Annotated in this window: 17 protein-coding genes; 7 read left to right on the top strand and 10 right to left on the bottom strand. The window is 69.4% G+C overall.

Annotation, left to right across the window (positions count from 1 at the left end; genetic code table 11):
* Positions 1–124 precede the first annotated feature (124 nt).
* Genes dsrP through WMF46_RS25355 form a run of 3 tightly spaced genes read right to left on the bottom strand, consistent with a single transcriptional unit; the run spans position 125 to position 2934 of the window.
* Positions 125–1399, bottom strand: coding sequence for a sulfate reduction electron transfer complex DsrMKJOP subunit DsrP (dsrP, locus tag WMF46_RS25365; protein ID WP_437979549.1), 1275 nt, complete (start codon positions 1397–1399; stop codon positions 125–127).
* A gap of 15 nt (positions 1400–1414) precedes the next feature.
* On the bottom strand, positions 1415–2317 hold the full coding sequence (locus WMF46_RS25360) for a 4Fe-4S dicluster domain-containing protein (protein ID WP_012237337.1): 903 nt from the start codon (positions 2315–2317) through the stop codon (positions 1415–1417).
* A complete protein-coding gene (locus tag WMF46_RS25355; RefSeq protein WP_437979548.1) occupies positions 2314–2934 on the bottom strand; it encodes a hypothetical protein in 621 nt (206 codons plus the stop codon). The genes WMF46_RS25360 and WMF46_RS25355 overlap by 4 nt, the downstream gene beginning before the upstream one ends.
* A gap of 276 nt (positions 2935–3210) precedes the next feature.
* On the opposite strand from WMF46_RS25355, the gene WMF46_RS25350 reads away from it, so the two are divergent.
* The 5 genes from WMF46_RS25350 to WMF46_RS25330 all read left to right on the top strand — a co-directional run bounded on the left by WMF46_RS25350 (position 3211) and on the right by WMF46_RS25330 (position 8892).
* Entirely contained in the window at positions 3211–3453 is a 243-nt protein-coding gene (locus WMF46_RS25350) for a hypothetical protein (RefSeq protein ID WP_012237335.1), read from the top strand.
* A complete protein-coding gene (locus tag WMF46_RS25345) occupies positions 3450–5873 on the top strand; it encodes a molybdopterin-dependent oxidoreductase (RefSeq protein WP_437979547.1) in 2424 nt (807 codons plus the stop codon). The genes WMF46_RS25350 and WMF46_RS25345 overlap by 4 nt, the downstream gene beginning before the upstream one ends.
* Positions 5870–6643: a nitrate reductase cytochrome c-type subunit gene (locus WMF46_RS25340; protein ID WP_437979546.1), complete on the top strand. Its 774-nt coding sequence runs from the start codon at positions 5870–5872 to the stop codon at positions 6641–6643. Before WMF46_RS25345 ends, WMF46_RS25340 begins: the two co-directional genes overlap by 4 nt.
* Positions 6640–6996 carry a hypothetical protein gene (locus tag WMF46_RS25335; protein ID WP_437979545.1) on the top strand — a complete coding sequence of 119 codons (357 nt, stop codon included), beginning with the start codon at positions 6640–6642 and terminating at the stop codon, positions 6994–6996. Before WMF46_RS25340 ends, WMF46_RS25335 begins: the two co-directional genes overlap by 4 nt.
* A 591-nt stretch (positions 6997–7587) precedes the next feature.
* Positions 7588–8892, top strand: a complete 1305-nt coding sequence (locus WMF46_RS25330) for a GNAT family N-acetyltransferase (RefSeq protein WP_437979544.1) — start codon at positions 7588–7590, stop codon at positions 8890–8892.
* A 107-nt stretch (positions 8893–8999) separates the two neighbouring features.
* Here WMF46_RS25330 and manA read toward each other — a convergent pair whose 3' ends face one another.
* A complete protein-coding gene (manA, locus tag WMF46_RS25325) occupies positions 9000–10199 on the bottom strand; it encodes a mannose-6-phosphate isomerase, class I (RefSeq protein ID WP_437979543.1) in 1200 nt (399 codons plus the stop codon).
* A gap of 126 nt (positions 10200–10325) precedes the next feature.
* Here manA and WMF46_RS25320 point away from each other — a divergent pair, with 126 nt between their 5' ends.
* Both WMF46_RS25320 and WMF46_RS25315 read left to right on the top strand, forming a co-directional pair.
* Positions 10326–10952 (top strand): MmcQ/YjbR family DNA-binding protein, encoded by a 627-nt coding sequence (locus WMF46_RS25320; RefSeq protein ID WP_437979542.1) that lies wholly within the window; start codon positions 10326–10328, stop codon positions 10950–10952.
* A gap of 119 nt (positions 10953–11071) precedes the next feature.
* The gene (locus tag WMF46_RS25315) at positions 11072–12205 is read left to right on the top strand and encodes an endonuclease/exonuclease/phosphatase family protein (protein ID WP_437979541.1); all 1134 of its coding nucleotides are present in this window, start codon (positions 11072–11074) and stop codon (positions 12203–12205) included.
* 46 nt (positions 12206–12251) lie between these two features.
* Here WMF46_RS25315 and WMF46_RS25310 read toward each other — a convergent pair whose 3' ends face one another.
* From WMF46_RS25310 to WMF46_RS25285, 6 genes are all read right to left on the bottom strand, one after another.
* Positions 12252–12884 carry a DUF6151 family protein gene (locus tag WMF46_RS25310; protein WP_437540800.1) on the bottom strand — a complete coding sequence of 211 codons (633 nt, stop codon included), beginning with the start codon at positions 12882–12884 and terminating at the stop codon, positions 12252–12254.
* A gap of 48 nt (positions 12885–12932) precedes the next feature.
* Positions 12933–14396, bottom strand: a complete 1464-nt coding sequence (locus tag WMF46_RS25305; protein ID WP_437979540.1) for an endo-1,4-beta-xylanase — start codon at positions 14394–14396, stop codon at positions 12933–12935.
* A 458-nt stretch (positions 14397–14854) separates the two neighbouring features.
* Positions 14855–15733 carry an SUMF1/EgtB/PvdO family nonheme iron enzyme gene (locus WMF46_RS25300; RefSeq protein WP_437979539.1) on the bottom strand — a complete coding sequence of 293 codons (879 nt, stop codon included), beginning with the start codon at positions 15731–15733 and terminating at the stop codon, positions 14855–14857.
* Positions 15734–16566: 833 nt separating this feature from the next.
* Positions 16567–16953, bottom strand: coding sequence for a VOC family protein (locus WMF46_RS25295; protein WP_437540794.1), 387 nt, complete (start codon positions 16951–16953; stop codon positions 16567–16569).
* Positions 16954–17050: 97 nt separating this feature from the next.
* Complete coding sequence (locus WMF46_RS25290; protein WP_437979538.1) at positions 17051–17743, bottom strand: DUF4956 domain-containing protein; 693 nt, start codon at positions 17741–17743, stop codon at positions 17051–17053.
* Positions 17740–18537: a polyphosphate polymerase domain-containing protein gene (locus WMF46_RS25285; RefSeq protein ID WP_437979537.1), complete on the bottom strand. Its 798-nt coding sequence runs from the start codon at positions 18535–18537 to the stop codon at positions 17740–17742. The genes WMF46_RS25290 and WMF46_RS25285 overlap by 4 nt, the downstream gene beginning before the upstream one ends.
* Positions 18538–18777 lie beyond the last annotated feature (240 nt).

The following is an 18777-nucleotide window of genomic DNA, read 5'->3' as shown; positions in this document are numbered from 1 at the left end:
ACGGCTCAGCTTTTATATTGTCCGAGGAAGTGCCACTTTCCGGGCCAACGACCACGCAGGCCGACACGCGCGCTCGAGCGACGCCAGAGGTGTGTCCGGCGGCGCGCTGAGGCACACAGCCGCGCTATTGCGCGAGCGGCGGCGCGTGCTCGTCCGTGCGGGTGGCACCGGAGCGCGGCTCGACCGACATCTCGCCGGTGAGCACCGTCAGCGCGACCTTGATGGCGATCGTGAGCACCATGAACCCGACGGCCCAGATGCCCGCCGTGATCTTCCACTCGGCCATCGAGGGCACGTACTCGACGAGCTCGTGCAGCGTGCTCGGCACGAAGCCCGGGATGATGAGGCCCATGCCCTTCTCGATCCAGACGCCGGCGAAGGCGGCGACGCAGGCGGCGTTGAGGTAGGCGCGGCTCCCGCGGCTCGCCGGCAGGTGCAGGAGCGCCGCGGAGGTCACGTTCAGCGCGACCGCCGACCAGATCCACGGCACGAGCGCGCTCTTGCCGTGCAGGCCGAAGAACAGGTAGGTCACCGCGGTGCTGTGCGTGCCGCCGGTGTAGAGCGACGTGAAGAGCTCCGAGCCCAGCATGAACAGGTTGAGCAGGACGGTCACGCGGAGCACGGAGGTGAGCGTGCGGATCGGCCCGTCGCCCACGCGAAACCGGGTCAGCCGGGCGACGAGCTGGAGCAGCAGGATCACGAAGGCCGGGCCCGTGATGAAGGCAGAGGCGATGAAGCGGGGGGCGAGCAGCGCCGAGTTCCAGAAGGGGCGGCCGCCGAGGCCCGAGTAGAGGAACGCCGTCACCGTGTGGATCGACACCGCCCAGCCGATGGACAGAAACACGAACGGCAGATACCACTTCCTGTCCGGCTTCCTGCCCAGGTACCTCGTGTAGATGAGGTAGCCCGAGATGTGCAGGTTGATGAACAGGTAGCCGTTCAGGACGATGACGTCCCATGTCAGCATCGAGATCGGCCAGTTGAACCGCCCGAGCCCAGGCAAGATGTGCCAGAACCTGTCCGGGCGCCCCATGTCGGCCACGATGAACAGGAGGCACACGACGATGGCGGCGATCGCGAGCAGCTCGCCGAGGATCACGACGTCGTGCATCTCGTGGTCGTCGTAGAGATACGCCGGGATCACCATCATCACGGCGCCCGCCGCGAGCCCCACGCCGAAGGTGAAGTTCGCGATGTAAAGGCCCCACGAGACGTGGTCGCTCATGCCGGTGACCCGCATGCCCTCGGCGAGCTGGTGGGCCCAGGCGTTCGCGCCGACGAGGGCGATCGCCGTGAGCACGGTCATCCAGAGATAGAAGCGCCACGAGCCCTCGAAGCTCTGGCCGATGACCCGGAGCAGGAAGCGCGGGTAGGTGATGGCGTGCGTGTCGTTGCCCATCGTGGCTCCGCTCGCTCAGACGTCGAAGAAGTAGAAGAAGCGCGGCCGCGTGCCGAGCTCCTCCTTGAGGATGAAGATCCGCTTGTTCTCGAGCACCCAGCGGATCTCGCTCTTCGGATCCAGCAGGTTGCCGAAGACGCGCGCGCCGGTGGGGCAGGCCTCGAGGCAGGCCGGCATCCGGCCCTCGCGCGTCCGATGCAGGCAGAAGGTGCATTTCTCCACGACGCCCTGGGGCCGGATGCGGTTCGACAGGTAGCCCTGGTCCGGGTTGATCTCGTCCGCGGGCACCTCGGGCTTCGTCCAGTTGAAGCGCCGCGCGTGGTAGGGGCAGGCGGCCTCGCAGTAGCGGCAGCCGATGCACCAGTTGTAATCGACGGCGACGATGCCGTCGGGCTCCTTCCAGGTCGCCTGGACGGGGCAGACCTTCACGCAAGGCGCGTTGTCGCACTGCTGGCACTGCACCGGCAGGTAGTACTTGCCCTTCGCGGGCACGGCGTGCTCGTACGTCGCGTCGCCCTTCTCCATGTCGAAGCTGCCCTGATCCATCTCGAGCACGCGAATGTAGGAGTTGTTCGTGCGCCGATCGTGGTTGTTCTCCACGTGGCACGCCTCCACGCACTTGCGGCAGCCGATGCACACGCTCAGGCTGAGCGCGTAGCCGAACTGCACCCCTTCCTGCGGGCGGACGTCGCGGATCGTGACCTCGCGGCCGTACTCCTCGCGCGTCTCTCGCTCGAGGCGGTCGATGACCTCGGCGAGCTCTTCCCTCGTGAGCTCCTTGTAATGGCGCTGCAGGAACTGATCGAGCGAGAGGTCCTTGCTCCACGCGCGGAGCGGCTCCATCGCGTGGGCGAACGCGGAGGCGCCGAGCGTGGCTCCGAGCACCTTGAGCGCGACGCGCCTGGATGTCTGGGTCATTTGTGGGCTCCTTCTCCTGCACCGTGCGCCTCCACGAAGCGGTCGCGCGGGGGCAGGACAGGCATCGACGGCTGGAACGCCGGCACGTGCGGATCGTGGCAGTCGACGCAGTGGTTGCGCACCCGCGTGCCGCCCGCGTAACTGCCGTTCATCCCTCCATGAGCCCCGTTCGCGTAGTCGCGGAGCTGGGGGCCGTGGCACTGGGCGCAGAGCTGCATGGCGTCGCGCATCGGGAGGAGCGCGCCATCGGCCTTGCGCAGCGTGTCCTGCTCGCCGATCACATGGCACGAGGCGCAGCTCAGCCCGCCGTGCTCGAACCTCAGCCCGACGTGGAACTCGTCGAGCTCCGCCGTCGAGGTCGGCAGCGCATCGGGCCTGCGGAGCGAATGGCACGTCACGCACGCCGCGCGGATCGGCCGGCCCAGCGAGTCCCGCTTGTCCGTGGCGACACCGGAGAGCTTGTCAGGACGGTGGATGCTCGCGGAGGCGATCGGCGTCGCGTCGAGCGTGGGGCGCAGCCCGAGCGGCTGGTCGCGACCCTGGCAGCCTGCCGCGTGCGCCACGCACAGGAGGCCCAGGAGCGCGGCGGCCCCGGGAAGATGAAGAGAGGAGTGCACGGCGCGTTTCGCATCGCACGCCACGTGCCATCGCGCGCGTCCGGGGCGGCGCCGCGGCCCGCGGCTCCGCGCGGTGCAGGGCGCGCGTCCGGACGCACCGTTTGCGCTGCCCCGCGGTCCGCGCGCGCCATGGATCTCCGGTGAGGAGCAGGGCGCAGGCCGCGATGGGCGGGCGTCCCGGCGACGATCTCGCGTGGCGTGGACCTTGCGATGTCGTGATCCGACGCTCGACCCGCGCGATCACATCCACCCGATCAACCCCAAACAGGCGTTCCGATGCCCCTCAGTGCTCTTGTCATCACGCTTTCCGATGAGCCCAGCGCGCGAGCGCGGGCGTGTCGCTCTCTCGCCGCGGAGGCGGCGCTCTCGCTCGGACCGCCGTGTGGTTCGAGGCTGCCCGCGATCGCCGAGACAGCGACCCTGCTCGCGGGGGAAGAGCTCGTGGAGCGGATGCTCTGCACCGACGGGGTGGACTTCGTCGATGTGGTCTCGGTCGACTTCTCGGATCTGGAGCCATGATGGATCGCCGCGATTTTCTGAGGTGCTCCGCGATGGGCGCGGCGACCGTGGCCGCCAATCGGCTCGCGCTGGGCAAGGACGGCGTCGCCGCCGCCCAGGCGGCGCCCGGGGCGGGGACCGCCTCCGATGTGATCTGGAACAAGGCGCCGTGCAGGTTCTGCGGCACCGGCTGCCACGTGCAGGTGGGCGTGAAGGGGGGCCGCGTGGTCGCGGTCGCGGGCGACCAGAGCGCGGACGTCAACAAGGGCCTGCTCTGCGTGAAGGGGTATCACGTCGGCCTCGCCCTCTACGGCAGAGACCGGCTCACGAAGCCGCTGCTCCGCAAAAACGGCAAGCTCGAGCCCATCGGCTGGGATGAGGCCATCGCGATCGTCGCGCGGCGCGCGATGCAGAACCCGGCGGGGTTCGCGCTCTACGGCAGCGGCCAGTGGACGATCCCCGAGGGGTACGCGGCGAACAAGCTCGTGAAGGCCGGCCTCGTGAACAACCAGATCGACCCGAACGCGCGCCTCTGCATGGCCTCTGCGGTGACAGGCTTCCTCTCCACCTACGGCGTGGACGAGCCGGCCGGCTGCTACGAGGATCTCGACAAGTGCGATGTCCTCCTCATGTGGGGGAACAACCCGGCCGAGATGCACCCCGTGCTCTTCTCGCGCGTCGTCGACCGGCGATCGAGGGGCGAGCAGGTGCTCCTCATCGATCTCACGACGCGGCGCACCCGCACCTCGGCCTTCTGCCAGCACACGCTGTATTTCAAGCCGAACACCGATCTTGCGATCGCGAACGGCATCGCGCACCTGCTCGTCGAGCGCGGGACGTTCGACCGGGCGTTCGTCGACAGGTTCTGCAACTTCCGCAAGCGGACGGAGCACCCCACCCTCGAGGGGCAGCCGATGAGCTTCGAGGAGTACAAGATGGCGCTCGCCGAGTACACGCCGGAGCGGGTGGAGGCGATCTCGGGCGTCGCCGCGAAGGACATCCGGATGCTGGCGGATCTCTTCGGGCGCCGCGATCTACGGATCACGAGCGTCTGGTGCATGGGGATGAACCAGCACACCCGCGGCACCGCGATCAACGATCTGGTGCACGGCGTGCACCTGCTCAGCGGCCATTTCGGCAAGCCCGGCGACGCCCCGACCAGCCTGACGGGCCAGCCGTCGGCCTGCGGCACGGTGCGCGAGGTCGGCACGCTCGCCCACGGGCTCCCCGGCGGCCTCGTCGTCACGAACGCAGAGCACCGGAAGGAGGCCGAGCACCTCTGGAAGCTGCCCGAGGGGCGGATCAACCCGAAGCCCGGCTACCACACGGTCGAGCTCTGGAAGCGCTTCTCGACCCCGAAGGAGCAGGGGGGCGACATCGACACCATCTGGGTCATGGTGACCAATCCAGGACAGTCGTTGCCGAACACGAACGAGCTCTTCGACGCGAGCCGCAAGATCCCGGGCAAGTTCCTGATCGTGTCCGACGTCTACCCGACGGCCACGGTGCGCGCCGCGGACCTCGTCCTGCCCTCGGCCATGTGGGTCGAGAAGAACGGGATGTTTGGCAACTCCGAGCGCCGTACACAGCAGTGGTTCAAGATGGTCGAGCCGCCCGGCGAGGCGCGGGACGATGCATGGCAGATCATCGCCGTGGCGCGCAAGCTCCACGACATGGGACTCGCCGGGATGAAGGACAAGGACGGCCGTTTCCTGTTCGACATCCGGAAGGACGGCAAGGAGGTGCCGGTCTGGGACTACAAGCATTACCACGACGTCAACGTCGACGAGCAGCTCTTCGAGGAGTACCGCGAGTTCAGCCGGTTCAAGCACAAGGACCTGGCGCCGTACCGCGAGTACGTCAAGGCGCGGGGCCTGCGCTGGCCCGTCGTCGAGCAGCCCGACGGCTCGTGGCGGGAGACGCGGTTCCGCTTCGCGAGGTTCGACGACCCTTATGCCACGAAGGAGGAGATCCAGTTTTACCACTCGGTGACCAAGGACGACCGGGCGCTCATCTGGTTTCACCCCTACGAGCCGCCGCCCGAGTCGCCCGACGCGGAGTATCCCTTCTGGCTGTGCACGGGCCGCGTCCTCGAGCACTGGCACACGGGGTCGCTCACCATGAGGATACCCCAGCTACAGCGGGCGATGCCGCAGTCGTACCTGGAGATGAACCGCGAGGACGCGCGGAAGCTCGGTGTCGGCGACGGCGAGGTCGTGATCCTGGAGAGCCGGCGCGGCGCGCTCGAGCTGCCTGTCTGGATCGAGGGCCGTGGCGCGCCGCCGCCTGGCACGGTGTTCGTGCCGTTCTTCGATGAGACCGTGATGGTGAACCGCGCGACGCTCGAGGCGTACGATCCGCTCTCGAAGCAGCCTGATTACAAGAAGTGCGCGGTCAGGATCCGCCGCAAACCGCAGGGCAAGCGAGGAGAGGCGCGATGAAGGACGCTCGCGGCCTGCACGTCGGCCTCGCCGCGATCGTCGCTGTCGCGGCGGCGGGCTACTTCTCGGGAGTCCGCGGCACGGAGCAGGGGGTCGCTGAGCTGCACGGCGATCCCCCTCCGCCCTCGGCGAGCGTCGAGGCGCGCAGCTACGCCGACATGCGCGAGCGCGCGCACGGCCCGAACGCCGGCATGTACGAGGGCGCATTCGCCCGGCTCGAGGCGGCGGACGCCGATCTCTACGCGCCTGTCGAGCAGTCGGAGGCCGATCGAGAGGCGGCGCTCGAGCGGCGCGCTTCCCGCCGCGCCTACGACGGCGCGCCGCCCACGATCCCGCATCGCATCGAGCAGCTCGGCGTCCCGGATTGCCTTTCGTGCCACGAGCGCGGGCTGCGCGTCGCGAACCTCACCGCGCCCAGGATGAGCCACCGTCGCTACGAGAGCTGCACGCAGTGCCATGTCGTCGGCGACGACCCGAGGCCGCTCGCGGAGACGCCGCCTCCGCCCGACAACACCTTTGCTGGTATGCCGTCGCCGCGGCGAGGCGCCCGCGCCTACGAGGGCGGGCCGCCCACGATCCCGCACCCGACGCTGATGCGCTCCGAGTGCGCGAGCTGCCATGGCGTCCATGGCGCCCTGGGCATTCGCTCGACCCACCCTTACCGGCAGAGCTGCACCCAGTGCCACGCCCCTTCGGCCGAGCTGGATCAGCGTGCGCCCACGCCTCTCTCCGCGTGGCCGCCGCCGAACATGGGAGCGGACAGGCCATGAAGCTCCCTTCCAGGGATGAGACGGATGTCGGTCCCGAGATCCCGCTGCCTCCCTTGCAGGAGGCGGTGCTCGACGAGGCGACCCTCGATCAGCTCTTCTTCGACCTCGCCCAGGCCGCGGAGCTCGTCTCGGTGTCGCTCAAGGCCGGTGCGACTGCCCGCGCCGGCGATCTCCAGCGGGCCGGCAGCGCGGGCGGCGAGCTCGCCCTCGCCCGCCGCGCGCTCGGCGACGGGACCGCGCTCGGGGTGCAGATCCGTTATCGTTTCGCGGGCTCGGAGTGGTGGGACACGCTGCTCCGGGTGCCCTCCGGCGTGCGCCTCGTGCGCGTCCGGATCGAGGACGCCCTGCGATAGCGCGTCGCGCACGGGTGGCGCCGTCTCCCGATGAGCAGAGTCACCGGGGCGAACGCATGCCATCTACAGTGCCCGCGCGATCTGCCGACGGCCCACCTTTCGTCACTGGCCGAAGCCGATCCACGTCGTGGACGAATGAACACGCCGACCCAACAGGCGCCCTCAACCAATCCGCGCGCGGCGAGCGCCGCTCGCGAGGCGCGCAGCCGCCGGACACGGGGTAGAACACCTCGGTTCGGAGCGGCGGCCCATGTCCTTATCCTGGTTGGACAGCCCTATGCCTTGGCTTTCCATTCGTTGCGTGATTCTCTTGTCAGCCAGCAAATTCACCGTATACTGATTGTGAGTCGCGCTCCTGCCGTCCGCCATATCGTCCTGAGGCGTGTCACAGCGCTCGTGTCGATCCGCCGGATCGAGGTTCCGACCATTCCATGTCCGCTCCTGCGATGCCCTGGACGGCGCGTTCGCCGCCGGTGCTCGCGAGCTGAGCGGACATGGCGCTGAGGGGGAGCGCCGCTGCCGCCGCTCCGCTGCGAGGCCCGGCCGAGCGGCGGCGGACGGCGTGCGGGGTCGTGCGGAAGGGAGGGGGAGATGCTGCGGTTTCACCTGGTCACGGATGTCGCCGAGCTCGGCGCGATGCGTGGGGCGTGGGAAGAACTGATGGGGCGGAGCGGCATGAACGAGCCGATGCTCACGCCGGACTGGATGCTCGCCTGGTGGCGCGTGTTCGGGGCGCAGGGCCGCTCGCTGCGCGCCGCGCTCTTCTTCGATGGGTCCCGCCTGGTCGGCCTCGCGCCGCTGCTGGAGCGCCGCTGCCGGCACCGCAGCGGCATCGTGTTCCGCCGGCTGGAGCTCATCGCCTCGGGGGAGGATCAGGCCGACGAGGTCTGCTCTTGCAACCTCGGTGTCATCGCCGAGCGGGGCGCCGAGGCCGACGTCGCGCACGCGCTCGCCGGCGCGCTCACGGGCGCGGCATTCGGGGCCTGGGACGAGCTGGTGATGCCGGCCATGCGCCCCGAGGGCGCGCTCGCCGTGATCCTCTCGCGCGAGCTCCGGCAGCACGGCATCGACGCGCGGATCGAGGTCACGGACGCCTCGCCCTACATCCCGCTGCCGTCCAGCTGGGAGAAGTACCTGAGCGCGCTCTCCGCCTCGCGCCGCTACCTCGTGCGCCGCTCGACGCGCGATCTCGAGGCGTGGGCGGGCGGCACGCTGACGTTCGAGCGGGCGAGGACGCGCGCGGAGCTCGATCGCGCGCGCGAGATCCTGCTCCGCCTGCACGCCGAGCGCTGGTCGGCCGATGGGCGCGCCGGCGTGTTCGCCTCGCAGCGCTTCCGCGAGTTCCACGACGAGGTGATGCCCGCGATGTTCGAGCGCGGCGCCCTCGATCTCGCGTGGCTCTCGGCGCGCGGCGAGCCCATCGCGGCGCTCTATAACCTTGTGTGGAACAACAAGATCTACTTCTACCAGTGCGGGCGCAGGGTCGACCTGCCGAAGGGGCTCCGGCCGGGGACCGTGATCCACGCCTTTGCCATCCGCGCTGCGATCGCGGAGGGGCGGCACGAGTACGATTTTCTGGACAGCCCTTGCCAGTACAAGCTGGCCCTCTCGCTATCGGCGCGGCCGCTCATCGAGCTCCGGGCCGCGCGCCCCTCGGTGAACGACAGCGCCCGCCGCGCCGCGGAGCTCGCCGCGCACGAGCTCCGCGCGCTCAAGCGGCGCGTCCTCGCGACGTGGCGCGCCGCCGCCGGGTCGCTCGCGCGCGGGCCCGCGGATGGCCAGGAGACCCCGCGCGGCGAGCCCGCAGTCGCCCAGGGAGATCCCGACACCCCCCCGCGGGCAGCGCGCGAGCGAGCCGCCTCGGAGCGAGCTGTTCGCCAAGAACAGAAATCCTAGGCTCCCGTCCCGTGCTCTGTGGCCCTCTGTTCCTCTTCTGTGGGCAGAGGCCGGTGGGGCCGGAATCGGACGCTGCCCGGCGTCGCTGTGCGTCTCTCGAGGTGGCCTCAGAGGCCGACGGTAGCCCGGAAGAACTGGCCGTGTCCCTCGATGGCGTAGCTCCCCGACGAGAACGGGACGAAGATCGAGCCACCCTGGCGGAGCTCGCGGGCAGCGCCGCGCGCGTCGACCAGCGAGGCCTGTCCCCGGGTGCAGAGGACGATCTCGGGGCCGCGGCGGTCATCGGTCCTCCAGGGGGCCGCGGCGTCGAGGTCGATGCGGGAGAGCCGGAACTCCGGCGCTGGGGTGTCATAGAAGGACTCCACGCCCACCTGGCGCGGCACGATGGGCTCGACACGCCACGGCGCGAAATCGAGGACGCGAACGAGCTCGTCGACGTTGACGCGCTTCGGCGTGAGCCCGCCGCGCAGCACGTTGTCGGAGCTCGCCATGATCTCGATCCCGACCCCTTGCACATAGGCGTGCAGGCGGCGCGGCGGCAGGTACAGCGCCTCGCCCGGCTCGAGGTGCACGTCGTTGAGCAGGAGCGCGATCACGACGCCGACGTCGCCCGGGTAGAGCTCGTTCAGGCGGAGCGCCCAGCCAGCGGCCCGCGCGAGCCATCCGCCCGCCTGGGCGCGCTCCCGGCACGCCTCGACCACCGAGGACACGAGCTCGCGCCGGGCGGCCGGCTCGAGCGCGAGCAGGCCCTGGACGAGCCGCGCGACAGCGGCCGCGTCGATCGCGTCGGCGCTGCGCGGGACGAGCGCGTCCCCCGGGCCTCCGGCGAGCAGCTCGAAGACCTCCGGCAGGGCCGTGGCGGGCCGGAAACCGCAGAGGGCGTCGAACGGGGTGAGCGCGCAGATGAGCTCGGGTTTGTGGTGCGGGTCGCGGTAGGTGCGCTCGGGGGCGTCGACCGGGACGCCGGCGGCGTTCTCCGCGTCGAACCCGCGCCGCGCCTGCGCTTCGTCCGGGTGTGCCTGCAGCGACAGCGGCTGGTCGGCCGCGAGCACCTTGAGCAGAAAGGGGAGCCGAGCGCCGAAGCGTTCGCGCGTCGGTCCTCCGAGGAAGGCGTCTGCGTGCTTGGAGATGGCGTCGATCAGGCGCTCTCGTCCCCCGTCGAGCTCGATGCACGAGGAGGCCGCCGGGTGGGCTCCCATCCAGAGCTCGGCCTGCGGCTTGTCGGAGGGGCGCTGTCCGAGCAGCGTCGCGATGGCGTCCCGGGAGCCCCAGGCGTACTCCTGAACACGGTTCTCGAGCGAAAACATTGGGATAGCGTGCTCCTGCAAGGCGTCACCCTACCTCATGGCATCGGAGAAATCAGCTCTTGAGCGGGCTGTGCGCAGGCGGCGTTCCGGCTTTACGAGGTCGTGCGAGCGCTCTACGCTCGCCGGATGACGATGCGCCAGGACGACGCGAGGTTCACGCCCATCCTTGCGAGGCTGCGCGACGCCGCGCTGGCCTATCCCGAGGCCGTGGAGGAGTTCCCCTGGGGCGACCGTGTCGCCAAGGTGCGCGGGAAGATCTTCGTCTTCCTCAACACCCACGAAGGGAAGCTCCTTGTCACGGCGAAGCTGCCGCAGTCGGGCGAGGCCGCGCTCATGCTGCCGTTCGCGGAGCCCACAGGGTACAACCTCGGCAAGAGCGGCTGGGTGACGGCGCGCTTCGGCCCGAAGGATCGCGTGCCCGAGGCGATGCTGATCGAGTGGATCGAGGAGAGCTATCGCGCGGTGGCGCCGAAGCGAGCATTGCAGTCGCTGGGTGGCGCGGCGCTGGTGCCGGGGAAGCCAGGGAAGCCAGTGAAGAAGGGGTCTCCCGCCAAGAAGGTGGCGGCGGCGAAGGGAGCTCCGGAGAAGAAGGCTGCGGCGAAGAAGAGGACTCCCGTCAAGAAGGTGGCAGCGGAGAAGAGAGCGCCGGAGAAGAAGGCTGCGGCGAAGGGGACTCCCGCCACGAAGGCTGCGGCGAAGAAGGGGTCTTCCGCCAAGAAGGCGGCGGAGAAGGAGAGCCGGCGAAGTCCATGACGCTTGTGAACGAGGCGGCGCCAGCGGACGCGGCCAGCGCGCCCGGCCGGTGAGGCTGAGTGCGTTCGTCGCCGCCCCGCGCGTCGAGACGGACTCTACACCCCGACGGAGGAACATCGATGCGCCACCGCGAGCCATCCACGGATGCGTCGTCCGAGCCGCAACCGCAACCTGCCAGGCGTCCTTCGTCCCCACCACGCTGGCGCCGGCTCCGGTTCGTCGTGCTCGCCGTCGCCGTGCTCTACCTCCTCGCGGTCGCGTCGATCTGGCTCGCCCTGCCCATCGTGGGCGACCGGTGGTGGCCAGGGACGCTCATTCTCTTCGGCCCGCGCCGGCTCGTCGCCCTCCCTCTCCTCGTGATCGTGCCCGCCGCGCTCCTCGTGCAGCGCCGCGCTCTCCTTCCGGCGGCGCTGGCATCCGCGATCGTGGCCGGGCCGATCCTCGGTTTCACGTTCTCTCTCCGGGCCCTTACCGGAGACGCCGACAGCCACGACCTGCGCGTCGCCTCCTTCAACACGGGCAGCCGCGCGATGGACATCGATCGACTCAAGGGCTTCGTGGCCGAGACCCGGCCCGACGTGATCGCGATGCAGGAGTGCTCGGCGTCGGAGTCGGAGCTGAACGCAGCATTTCCAGGATGGTCCGTCCACGTCGATACCGGGATGTGCCTTGTGAGCCGGCACCCTCTCCTCAAGGCCGAGTCCAGGGATCGCCGTGACGTCTGGGATCAAGGCGGCCACGGCGCGATCCTGCGCTACGAGATCGCGCTGCCGGACGCGCTACGGCCGAGCTCAGAGGAGCCGCGCGGGACCCGTGTCTTCAGTCTGCTCAACCTGCATCTGGAGACGCCCCGCGAGGCGATCGAGGCGCTGATCCACGGCCTGTGGAAGCAGGCAGCGGAGCACGACCGTGTCATCGCATTGCGTGCCTGGGAGTCCGAGCTCGCGCGGCAGTGGGTCGACGAGGCGCCCTATCCGGTCGTCATCGCTGGCGACTTCAACATGCCGGTCGACAGCGCCATCTACCGGCGCTTCTGGGCGGGCTTCGAGAACGCGTTCTCGCGCGCCGGCCTGGGGTTCGGCGCGACGAAGCGCACGCGCTGGTTTGGCGTCCGCATCGACCACGTGCTCGCCGGGCCTGGCTGGACGACCGAGCGCGCATGGATCGGCCCGGATCTCGGCTCGGATCACCTCCCCATCGTCGCCGACCTGCGCTGGAGCGGCACCCCGCGCGAAGGGCGCGCGGAGCGCTAGCGCGGCGACGCCGCGAGGACGAGCGGGGGAGGTTCGAGCCGGCTCGTCATGCGCGCGCGGGGCGCGGGCCGCACAGCGGGCGCAGCGCCTCGCGCTCGGCCGCGGACAGCACCGTGATGGGGTACTTCGGATCGCCGCTCGCGCGATCGAAGAACGGATGCGGCCACGCCTTGCCGCGGAGCTTCCAGCCGAGCAGCTTCCGGGCCACGTGCGCGAGGAATCGCACGCTCGGCCTCAGCGACCCGGGCGGCGGCTCGCCGATGGCGAACTTGCCCAGGATCGCGCCGCGCGGCGCGCCGAAGACCTCGTCGCACGGGCGCGCGCTCGGCGCTTGCTGGAACAGCTCTGTGACGATGCCGACGAACGGCAATCGCGGCGTCAACGTGTTGCCGAGCGGCGTCTTGCAGCAGCTCGCGTACCAGCGATAGAGACCCTTGGGCGTCAGGCGCACCGCGGTGACGAGCTCGCTGCCGCGGTCGAAGGAGACCGCCGAAGGAGCCACCTGCACGATGTCCGTGCCACCCTGCTCATCGAGCAGGTCGGCGCGGCCGAGATGGTGCAGGAACGCCTGACAGTCGTCGCAGTAGCAGACGGCGCGGTTCACCGCTTCCGGCGATGCACCGCGCAGCCATCCATGGACCTTTCCGCAGCGACACTGGAGCTCGACGTCTCTGGACATTCGGCTCGCATAGCACGGCTCGACGCGCGCCGCGCGCGCTTCCGGTCGTCAGCGGTCGAGGAAGTCCATCAGCCACGTCATGGCCGGCCGCATGGTGCCGTTCGACTGCTGGAGGCCCGTGTTGGCCCTCCAGGTGGAGCCGACGATGTAACCCCACAGCGTGACGCCAGGAACGGAAGGGTGATTCCAGAACATCGTGAACTGTTCCTGCATCACCCGGCGCTGCTCCTCGTCGTTCGCGATGCCAATATCGTACTCGGTGATGTACACGGGCTTGCCCAGCGACGCGAGCTTGTCGATGTACCCTTTCACCGTGTTTGTGTTGAGCCTGTATGCGTCGTGGGCCTGAGCGCCGAGCGCGTCGACCGGGGCGCCTGCGTTGATCACCGCCCTCGCGATCCGCATGAAGTTCTGGTGCTCACCCTCGTACTCGATGTTGTTGTAGTCGTTGAGGATCAGCTTCGCGTTCGGGCAGAACTCGCGAGCCCACTTGAAGGAGTTGACGATCCAGTCATAGCCGCTGGCGCCGTCGCCGCCGATGCCGTTCTTGTAAGAGGGCGTCGTGTGGGGCGGCGGCTCGTTGACGACGTCGATGTACTTGGTGTCGGGGTAGCGCGCGCAGAACGACCGCATCCAGTCCCTCACGGCCGCCTGCTGGTCCGACCCGGAGAGGCCCGCGAGCCACTCTGGCTGCTGGCTGCCCCACACGAAGGTGTGCTGCTTGAACGGGATGCCGTTGTCCTTCGCATACTTGTAGATCGTGTCGAGCTTGCTCCAGTCTTTCTGGCCGCGCGTCCTCTCGACGGAGCCCCATTTGCCCTCGTTCTCGGGCGTGATCTGGTTCCAGTAGTTGGCGAAGCCGGCGCGGACGGCGCCATTCGTCGTGATGTTGCCCACGAACTTCGCGCCGGTCGGGGTGCCGCCGCCGGAGCCGCCGGAGCCGCCGGAGCCGCCCCCGCCACCGGAGCCGCCTGCACCGCCCCCGCCGCTGCTCGCCGAGGAGCTCGAGGACGAGCTCGAGCTGCTGCTGGTCGATGAGGAGCTCGAACTGCTGCTGCTCGATGAAGAAGCGCTCGTGCTGGTGCTCGAGCCTCCATTGCCCTTGACCGAGACGATCGTGGGGCTCCCGGTGCCGCTCGCGCAGAACCCCCATGACGCCGAACGGCCTGCAGCGATGGAGCCGTTGTAGTTCTCGTTGGTGACGTTCAGCTGCCCGCCGGACGTCGTGTAGCGCGCGTTCCACAGGCTGGTCACCGTGGCGCCGTTGAGCCCGACGACCAGACCCCACGACGTGGCCGGGCCGTTGCTCGTGTTCGTCACCGTCACGTTCGCGCAGTACCCGCCGGTCCATTGCGACTGGAACGCGAGCTCGGCCTTCATCGTGTTGTCCGGGCTGCTCAACCCCGACTCGAGGGCGTCGCTGTCCTCCAGGTCAGCAGGCTCCATGGCGCAGGCGACCAGGCAGCACGCGAACGAGAAGGAGACAGGGCCAAGTAAGCGATCGATACGCATAAGGTTCTCCATGATCCGGCCGGCCGAGCCGCAGGGTTGTGCTCAAAGCGAATAAGTAGGACAGAGTTGCGTCTGCGAGCCCTGCCGCCCGTCGGGTCGATTTTGTAAGATTGCGGCCAGAGCGATATTCGATCGACAATGGCCGTTGCACGATCACACCGTGACTGTCGAAGCAAGCTGTACACACGCCATGCCCGGCGCGAGGCGATGCCGAGCATGGCATGTGACTTAAGCATGCAACTGGGAACCGATGTCAAGCGCTTCGCGCGATCGGCTCCCTGATACAGTCACGTCGCATTCACAGGCTCGCGACGGAACGGCGTGCGTGCCGTCCGCCCTCCTGAAGCTGCAACGAGGGTTCGATGGTCGAGCTATGCGCTAAGGGAGATACCGTCGCTCCCGCGGTCTGCGGGAGCGAGGTCAGAAGCCCGGGCGGACGTGTGGCCCGCGGGCCGCGCTCACCCCGCGGGGTGTGTCTCGGCGTCCGCGCAGCAGCGGAAGCCGACCTCGTAGCCGTAGTCGTCTTCCTTGTGAAAGGTCGTCATCGGGCGGCACTGGCTCCGGATCGGACCCCACCATCCGCCCTTGAGCCCGCTGCGGTAAGGGGCCTTCTGATCGGTGCGCACCACCCACTCGTTGACGTTGCCGTTCAGGTCGAAGACGCCCGCCCACGAGGCGCACTCCGCGCGCCCGCCGGACGGCTCGCGGCCGTCCAGGCGCGCGAGCTCGGCGGCGCATCGCGCGTTCTGCTGGCACGCTTCGTAGTGGAGCAGCCGCTGCGAGTGGTCTGGAAAGCGGTAGTCTCGGTCCTGATTGCAGGTCTCGGCATTCCGCTCGTAGCCGTAGACGTAAGGCTGCGATTCAGGGCCTTCGCAGGCGAAATTGAACTCGGCCTCGGTGCAGAGCCGCTTGCCCTCCGCCGCGCAGAGCCCGGCGGCTTGCTCCCACGAGGTCAGCGTGCGCGGCAGCGCGCCGGGGACATTCGGGTACTCGTACCGGTCCATGCAGAACGAGAGGTGCTGGGTCTTCTCTGCGACGCACCGCGACGGCTCGCGGAATCGCAAGCAACGGGCGGCAACCCCCGGCTCGCCGTGGCGCTTTGTCCATTCGGGATGGTACTCGAGGCATTCCTGCACCACGGCGCTGCAATACTCGCCCTCCACCCGCACCATTCCGTCGGGGCAGCCCTGGGTCGAGCCGGGCAGCGCGATCGGCACCTCGATCATCGCCGGCTGGTCCAGCGGCTCGTCGTTCTCCGCGGCCGGAAGCTCGACCGGCAGCGGGTCCGATATCTCCGCCTCCGTCGCCGGCGTCTCGACCGGCAGCGGGTCGGACATCTCCGCCGACTGCTCGGGAATCTCGACGTGCCGGGCGTCGCCTCCACCTCCGCCCCCGCTCCCGCCGCTGTCCGAGGGACCGGTGCAGCTCGAGGTCGCAACGCCAAGCAGTGTCAGTACCGTGAAACCCAGGATACGCACGTTAACCTCTTCCCACGTTTGGCTACATCAGCCTACAGGCGTGGGCCAAAATTGATGCTGACCCGGGCTCGCCTCGATTTCTCGCGAGCGTCGGGAGCCGTCCGGAGGCACTGCAAAATCTCGGCCTGCCTCCGCACCCCGGAAAACCGGGCTACGGGGCTGTTGGTCGTGGCTTTGTCCCGTGGCGTGGCCGCCCGGTGGTCCAGGATGGCCGGCCAGCGCGGCCACCCCGGCACATCGGCCAGCGCGCGAACTGCGCGCCCTGCGTCCTCTTGCGCCGCGGGTTGGTCGCCGCCGTCATGTCGCGTCGACCGGAGGGCTCAGGCGGGGCTCTGGGCCTCTCTCTCCTGTCACGCCGGCACGCCGCAGGCGGGGCATCTCAGGAGGTCAAAGCGCGTCCAGTATCCACGGAACTGCACGACCCTTTGCAGGTCTGGAAGCCTCGGTGTGCGCCGCGGGCGCTGGCGCCGGCGCCGACGGCCGAGCGTTGCGAACGGGCACCGCGGCGCCAAGGCGCTCGACGGGGATGCGTGGATGGATCGGGCTCGGAACCAGTTCGCCAGGGCCGCTTTATCGAGTTTTGCAGAGGAGCGGGCGTGAGCGCAAGAATGGCTAGGGTTGTGTTACGTTCTGGTGAACTGCACGAGGTAATGAGTTGCCCATTGCGGGCGTCGAGGCCGGGGCCGCCGCTTCTATACGGGGTTCCCCTCGTCGTCCCACGTGGAGAAGCCGTGCGCGTCCGGATGATGGGTCTTCACCACGCAGAAGCGCTGGCCGGTCGGCGCCTCGAGCACCCACCACGTCGAGGCCTGCGTGACCCGCTTGGCGCCGAGCCGCTCGAGGCGGCGCACCTCGGCTTCGACGTTGTCGGTCTCGATGTCGAGGTGAACGCGGCTCCCGTGCTTCACGCTCTGCACTTCGACCGAAAGATCGCGCGCAGACGCGTCCAGGCGGACGTAGGCCTCGCCGTCTTGGCCGCGCGATCGCATCCCGAGCGCCGCGCTCCAGAAGCGGGCGGCGCCATCGAGATCGTCGGTTCGGCAGTCGATGATGAACCCAGCCAGGCGACTCTTGTGCATGCGATCTGTTAGCACGGCCACCACGGTGCGGCGGCGACGCGAGGCGCCCAGGTGAGATTGCTGCCCACGCACCAGCTGATGTGGTGCGTCGCCGTGGTCAGAGGTCCAGCGTCGGCTCCTGGAGCATCAGGCTCACGTCCGCCACGCCGGGCAACGCCTGCAGGCTCGTCACGAGGCCGGCCCGCATGTCGGGGTGGCGAACGCGGATCTGGTAGGCGTGCTCCATGACGGTGCCCTGCGCCGCCTCGCGCAGGGTCACGAGCGAGAAGGTGCCGCAGTGCTCGCGGAGGATGCCCGCGATCGGGCCGGCGATCTCCGCGCCGGCCTGGCCGGCCGGCACCACGAACCGGAGCAGCCCGTCCGGCTGCCGGCGCGACCCGTAGCCGGTGACGTGGAGCAAGAGCGTCGCGACGCCGAACATGGCCGCCCCCGCGATCGCCGCGCCGTAGGCCCGCGCGCCGCTCGCCATGCCGATGGTGAGCGACGCGAAGACGAACACGACGTCGCGCGGGTCGCGCAGCGTGGTGCGGAACCGGATCGCGGAGACGCCCCCCGCGATCCCGATGCCGGCCGCGATGTTGTTGCCGACGGCGAGCATGAGCGTGCACGTGATGATGCTGCCCAGCGCCATGCTCTGGACGACCGTCCGGGAGTAGGAGAGGCCGCGGAACGTGAGCATGTAGACGCCGGCGATGCCCTGCGTGAGCCCGAAGGCGACGAGCAGGGCGAGGAGCGCGTCGCGCCACTCGACGGCCTCGCCGTGCGAGAGCGCCGCCAGCCAGTCCATCATTGCCACCCTGCGACCCGGGTCGCCCGCGCTTCCGGGAGCATCAGCTGCGCGGTGACGCTGTAGCAGTACTTGGAGAACGAGTGCCGGACGAGGTCGAGGCGCCGCACGAGCGCCACCATCCACGCAGGCGGCCTGCGTTCGAACTTGAGCTCGAGGACGCAGACGGGCTCCGGCGTCTGCGTCTGGACGGGGTGGTCGACCGGGCGCCACCCCCCCTCGGAGGCGTCGAGATCCATCGTTTCCCTGCGCTGACAGACGATCTTCCGGTCGAACGTCAGGCGCGCGTAGGTGTCGATGGTGCTCTCGTACGCCTCGCGCTCGTAGTCGACAAGGAGCGTCGGTCTGAGGTCGTGGCGGTGGAACGCGCCGATGAACTTCTCCGCGCCCTTCCGCGCGCCCGGCGAGAGGTGATCGAGCGAGGGGGGGCGGCCGTGCGCGAGCAGATCGCGCCACTCGCTCGCTGGCACCGCCGCGCGCGACTTGATGATCACATCCTGGACGCGCCGCTTCACCTCCAGGAAGGCCGGGCTGGTCTTCCCGGGATAGGTGCGCACCCGCAGCTTGAAGCGGTCGCGCTGCTCCCGGGCGTTGGCCCAGTAGAGGTCGAACCCGCGGGTGTCGAGGTAGAGCGACCGGATGCGGTACACGCCGCCCGGGCCGGCGTACCGGTCCAGCCGGCCGATCGCGCAGGCGGTGGCCCGGATCGCCGGGACCAGACGCTCCGGAACCAGGTATTTGAACTCGTATCGTTCGATGACGTCCAGGACTCTCGCCTCCTCGGTCGTCAAGGGCAAGCGCGCCGCGCTGCTACGCGTCGCAAGGTTGTTACGGTAACCGCGCAATAATGACACAAATTTCGCCGGCGTCCGCAAGCGGAATCCATGGCCGCTTCGCGAGATCTTTGCGCTTTCCCTGCAACCTGCGCGCCTGCGGCAGCGCTGCTGGGGGAGCGCCCGGCGCGGCTCGGGGCCCGCGCGGGCGCTGCTCCTTGCGGTGGCTCCTTGCGGTGGGCTGACAGGGGCTCGGGGCCGGCG

It is taken from the genome of Sorangium sp. So ce117, from assembly GCF_051524395.1.
GTDB classification, from domain to species: domain Bacteria; phylum Myxococcota_A; class Polyangia; order Polyangiales; family Polyangiaceae; genus Sorangium; species Sorangium cellulosum_B.
Note: the sequence above shows the minus strand (reverse complement) of the source record. Positions and strands in the feature narration are given on the sequence as shown.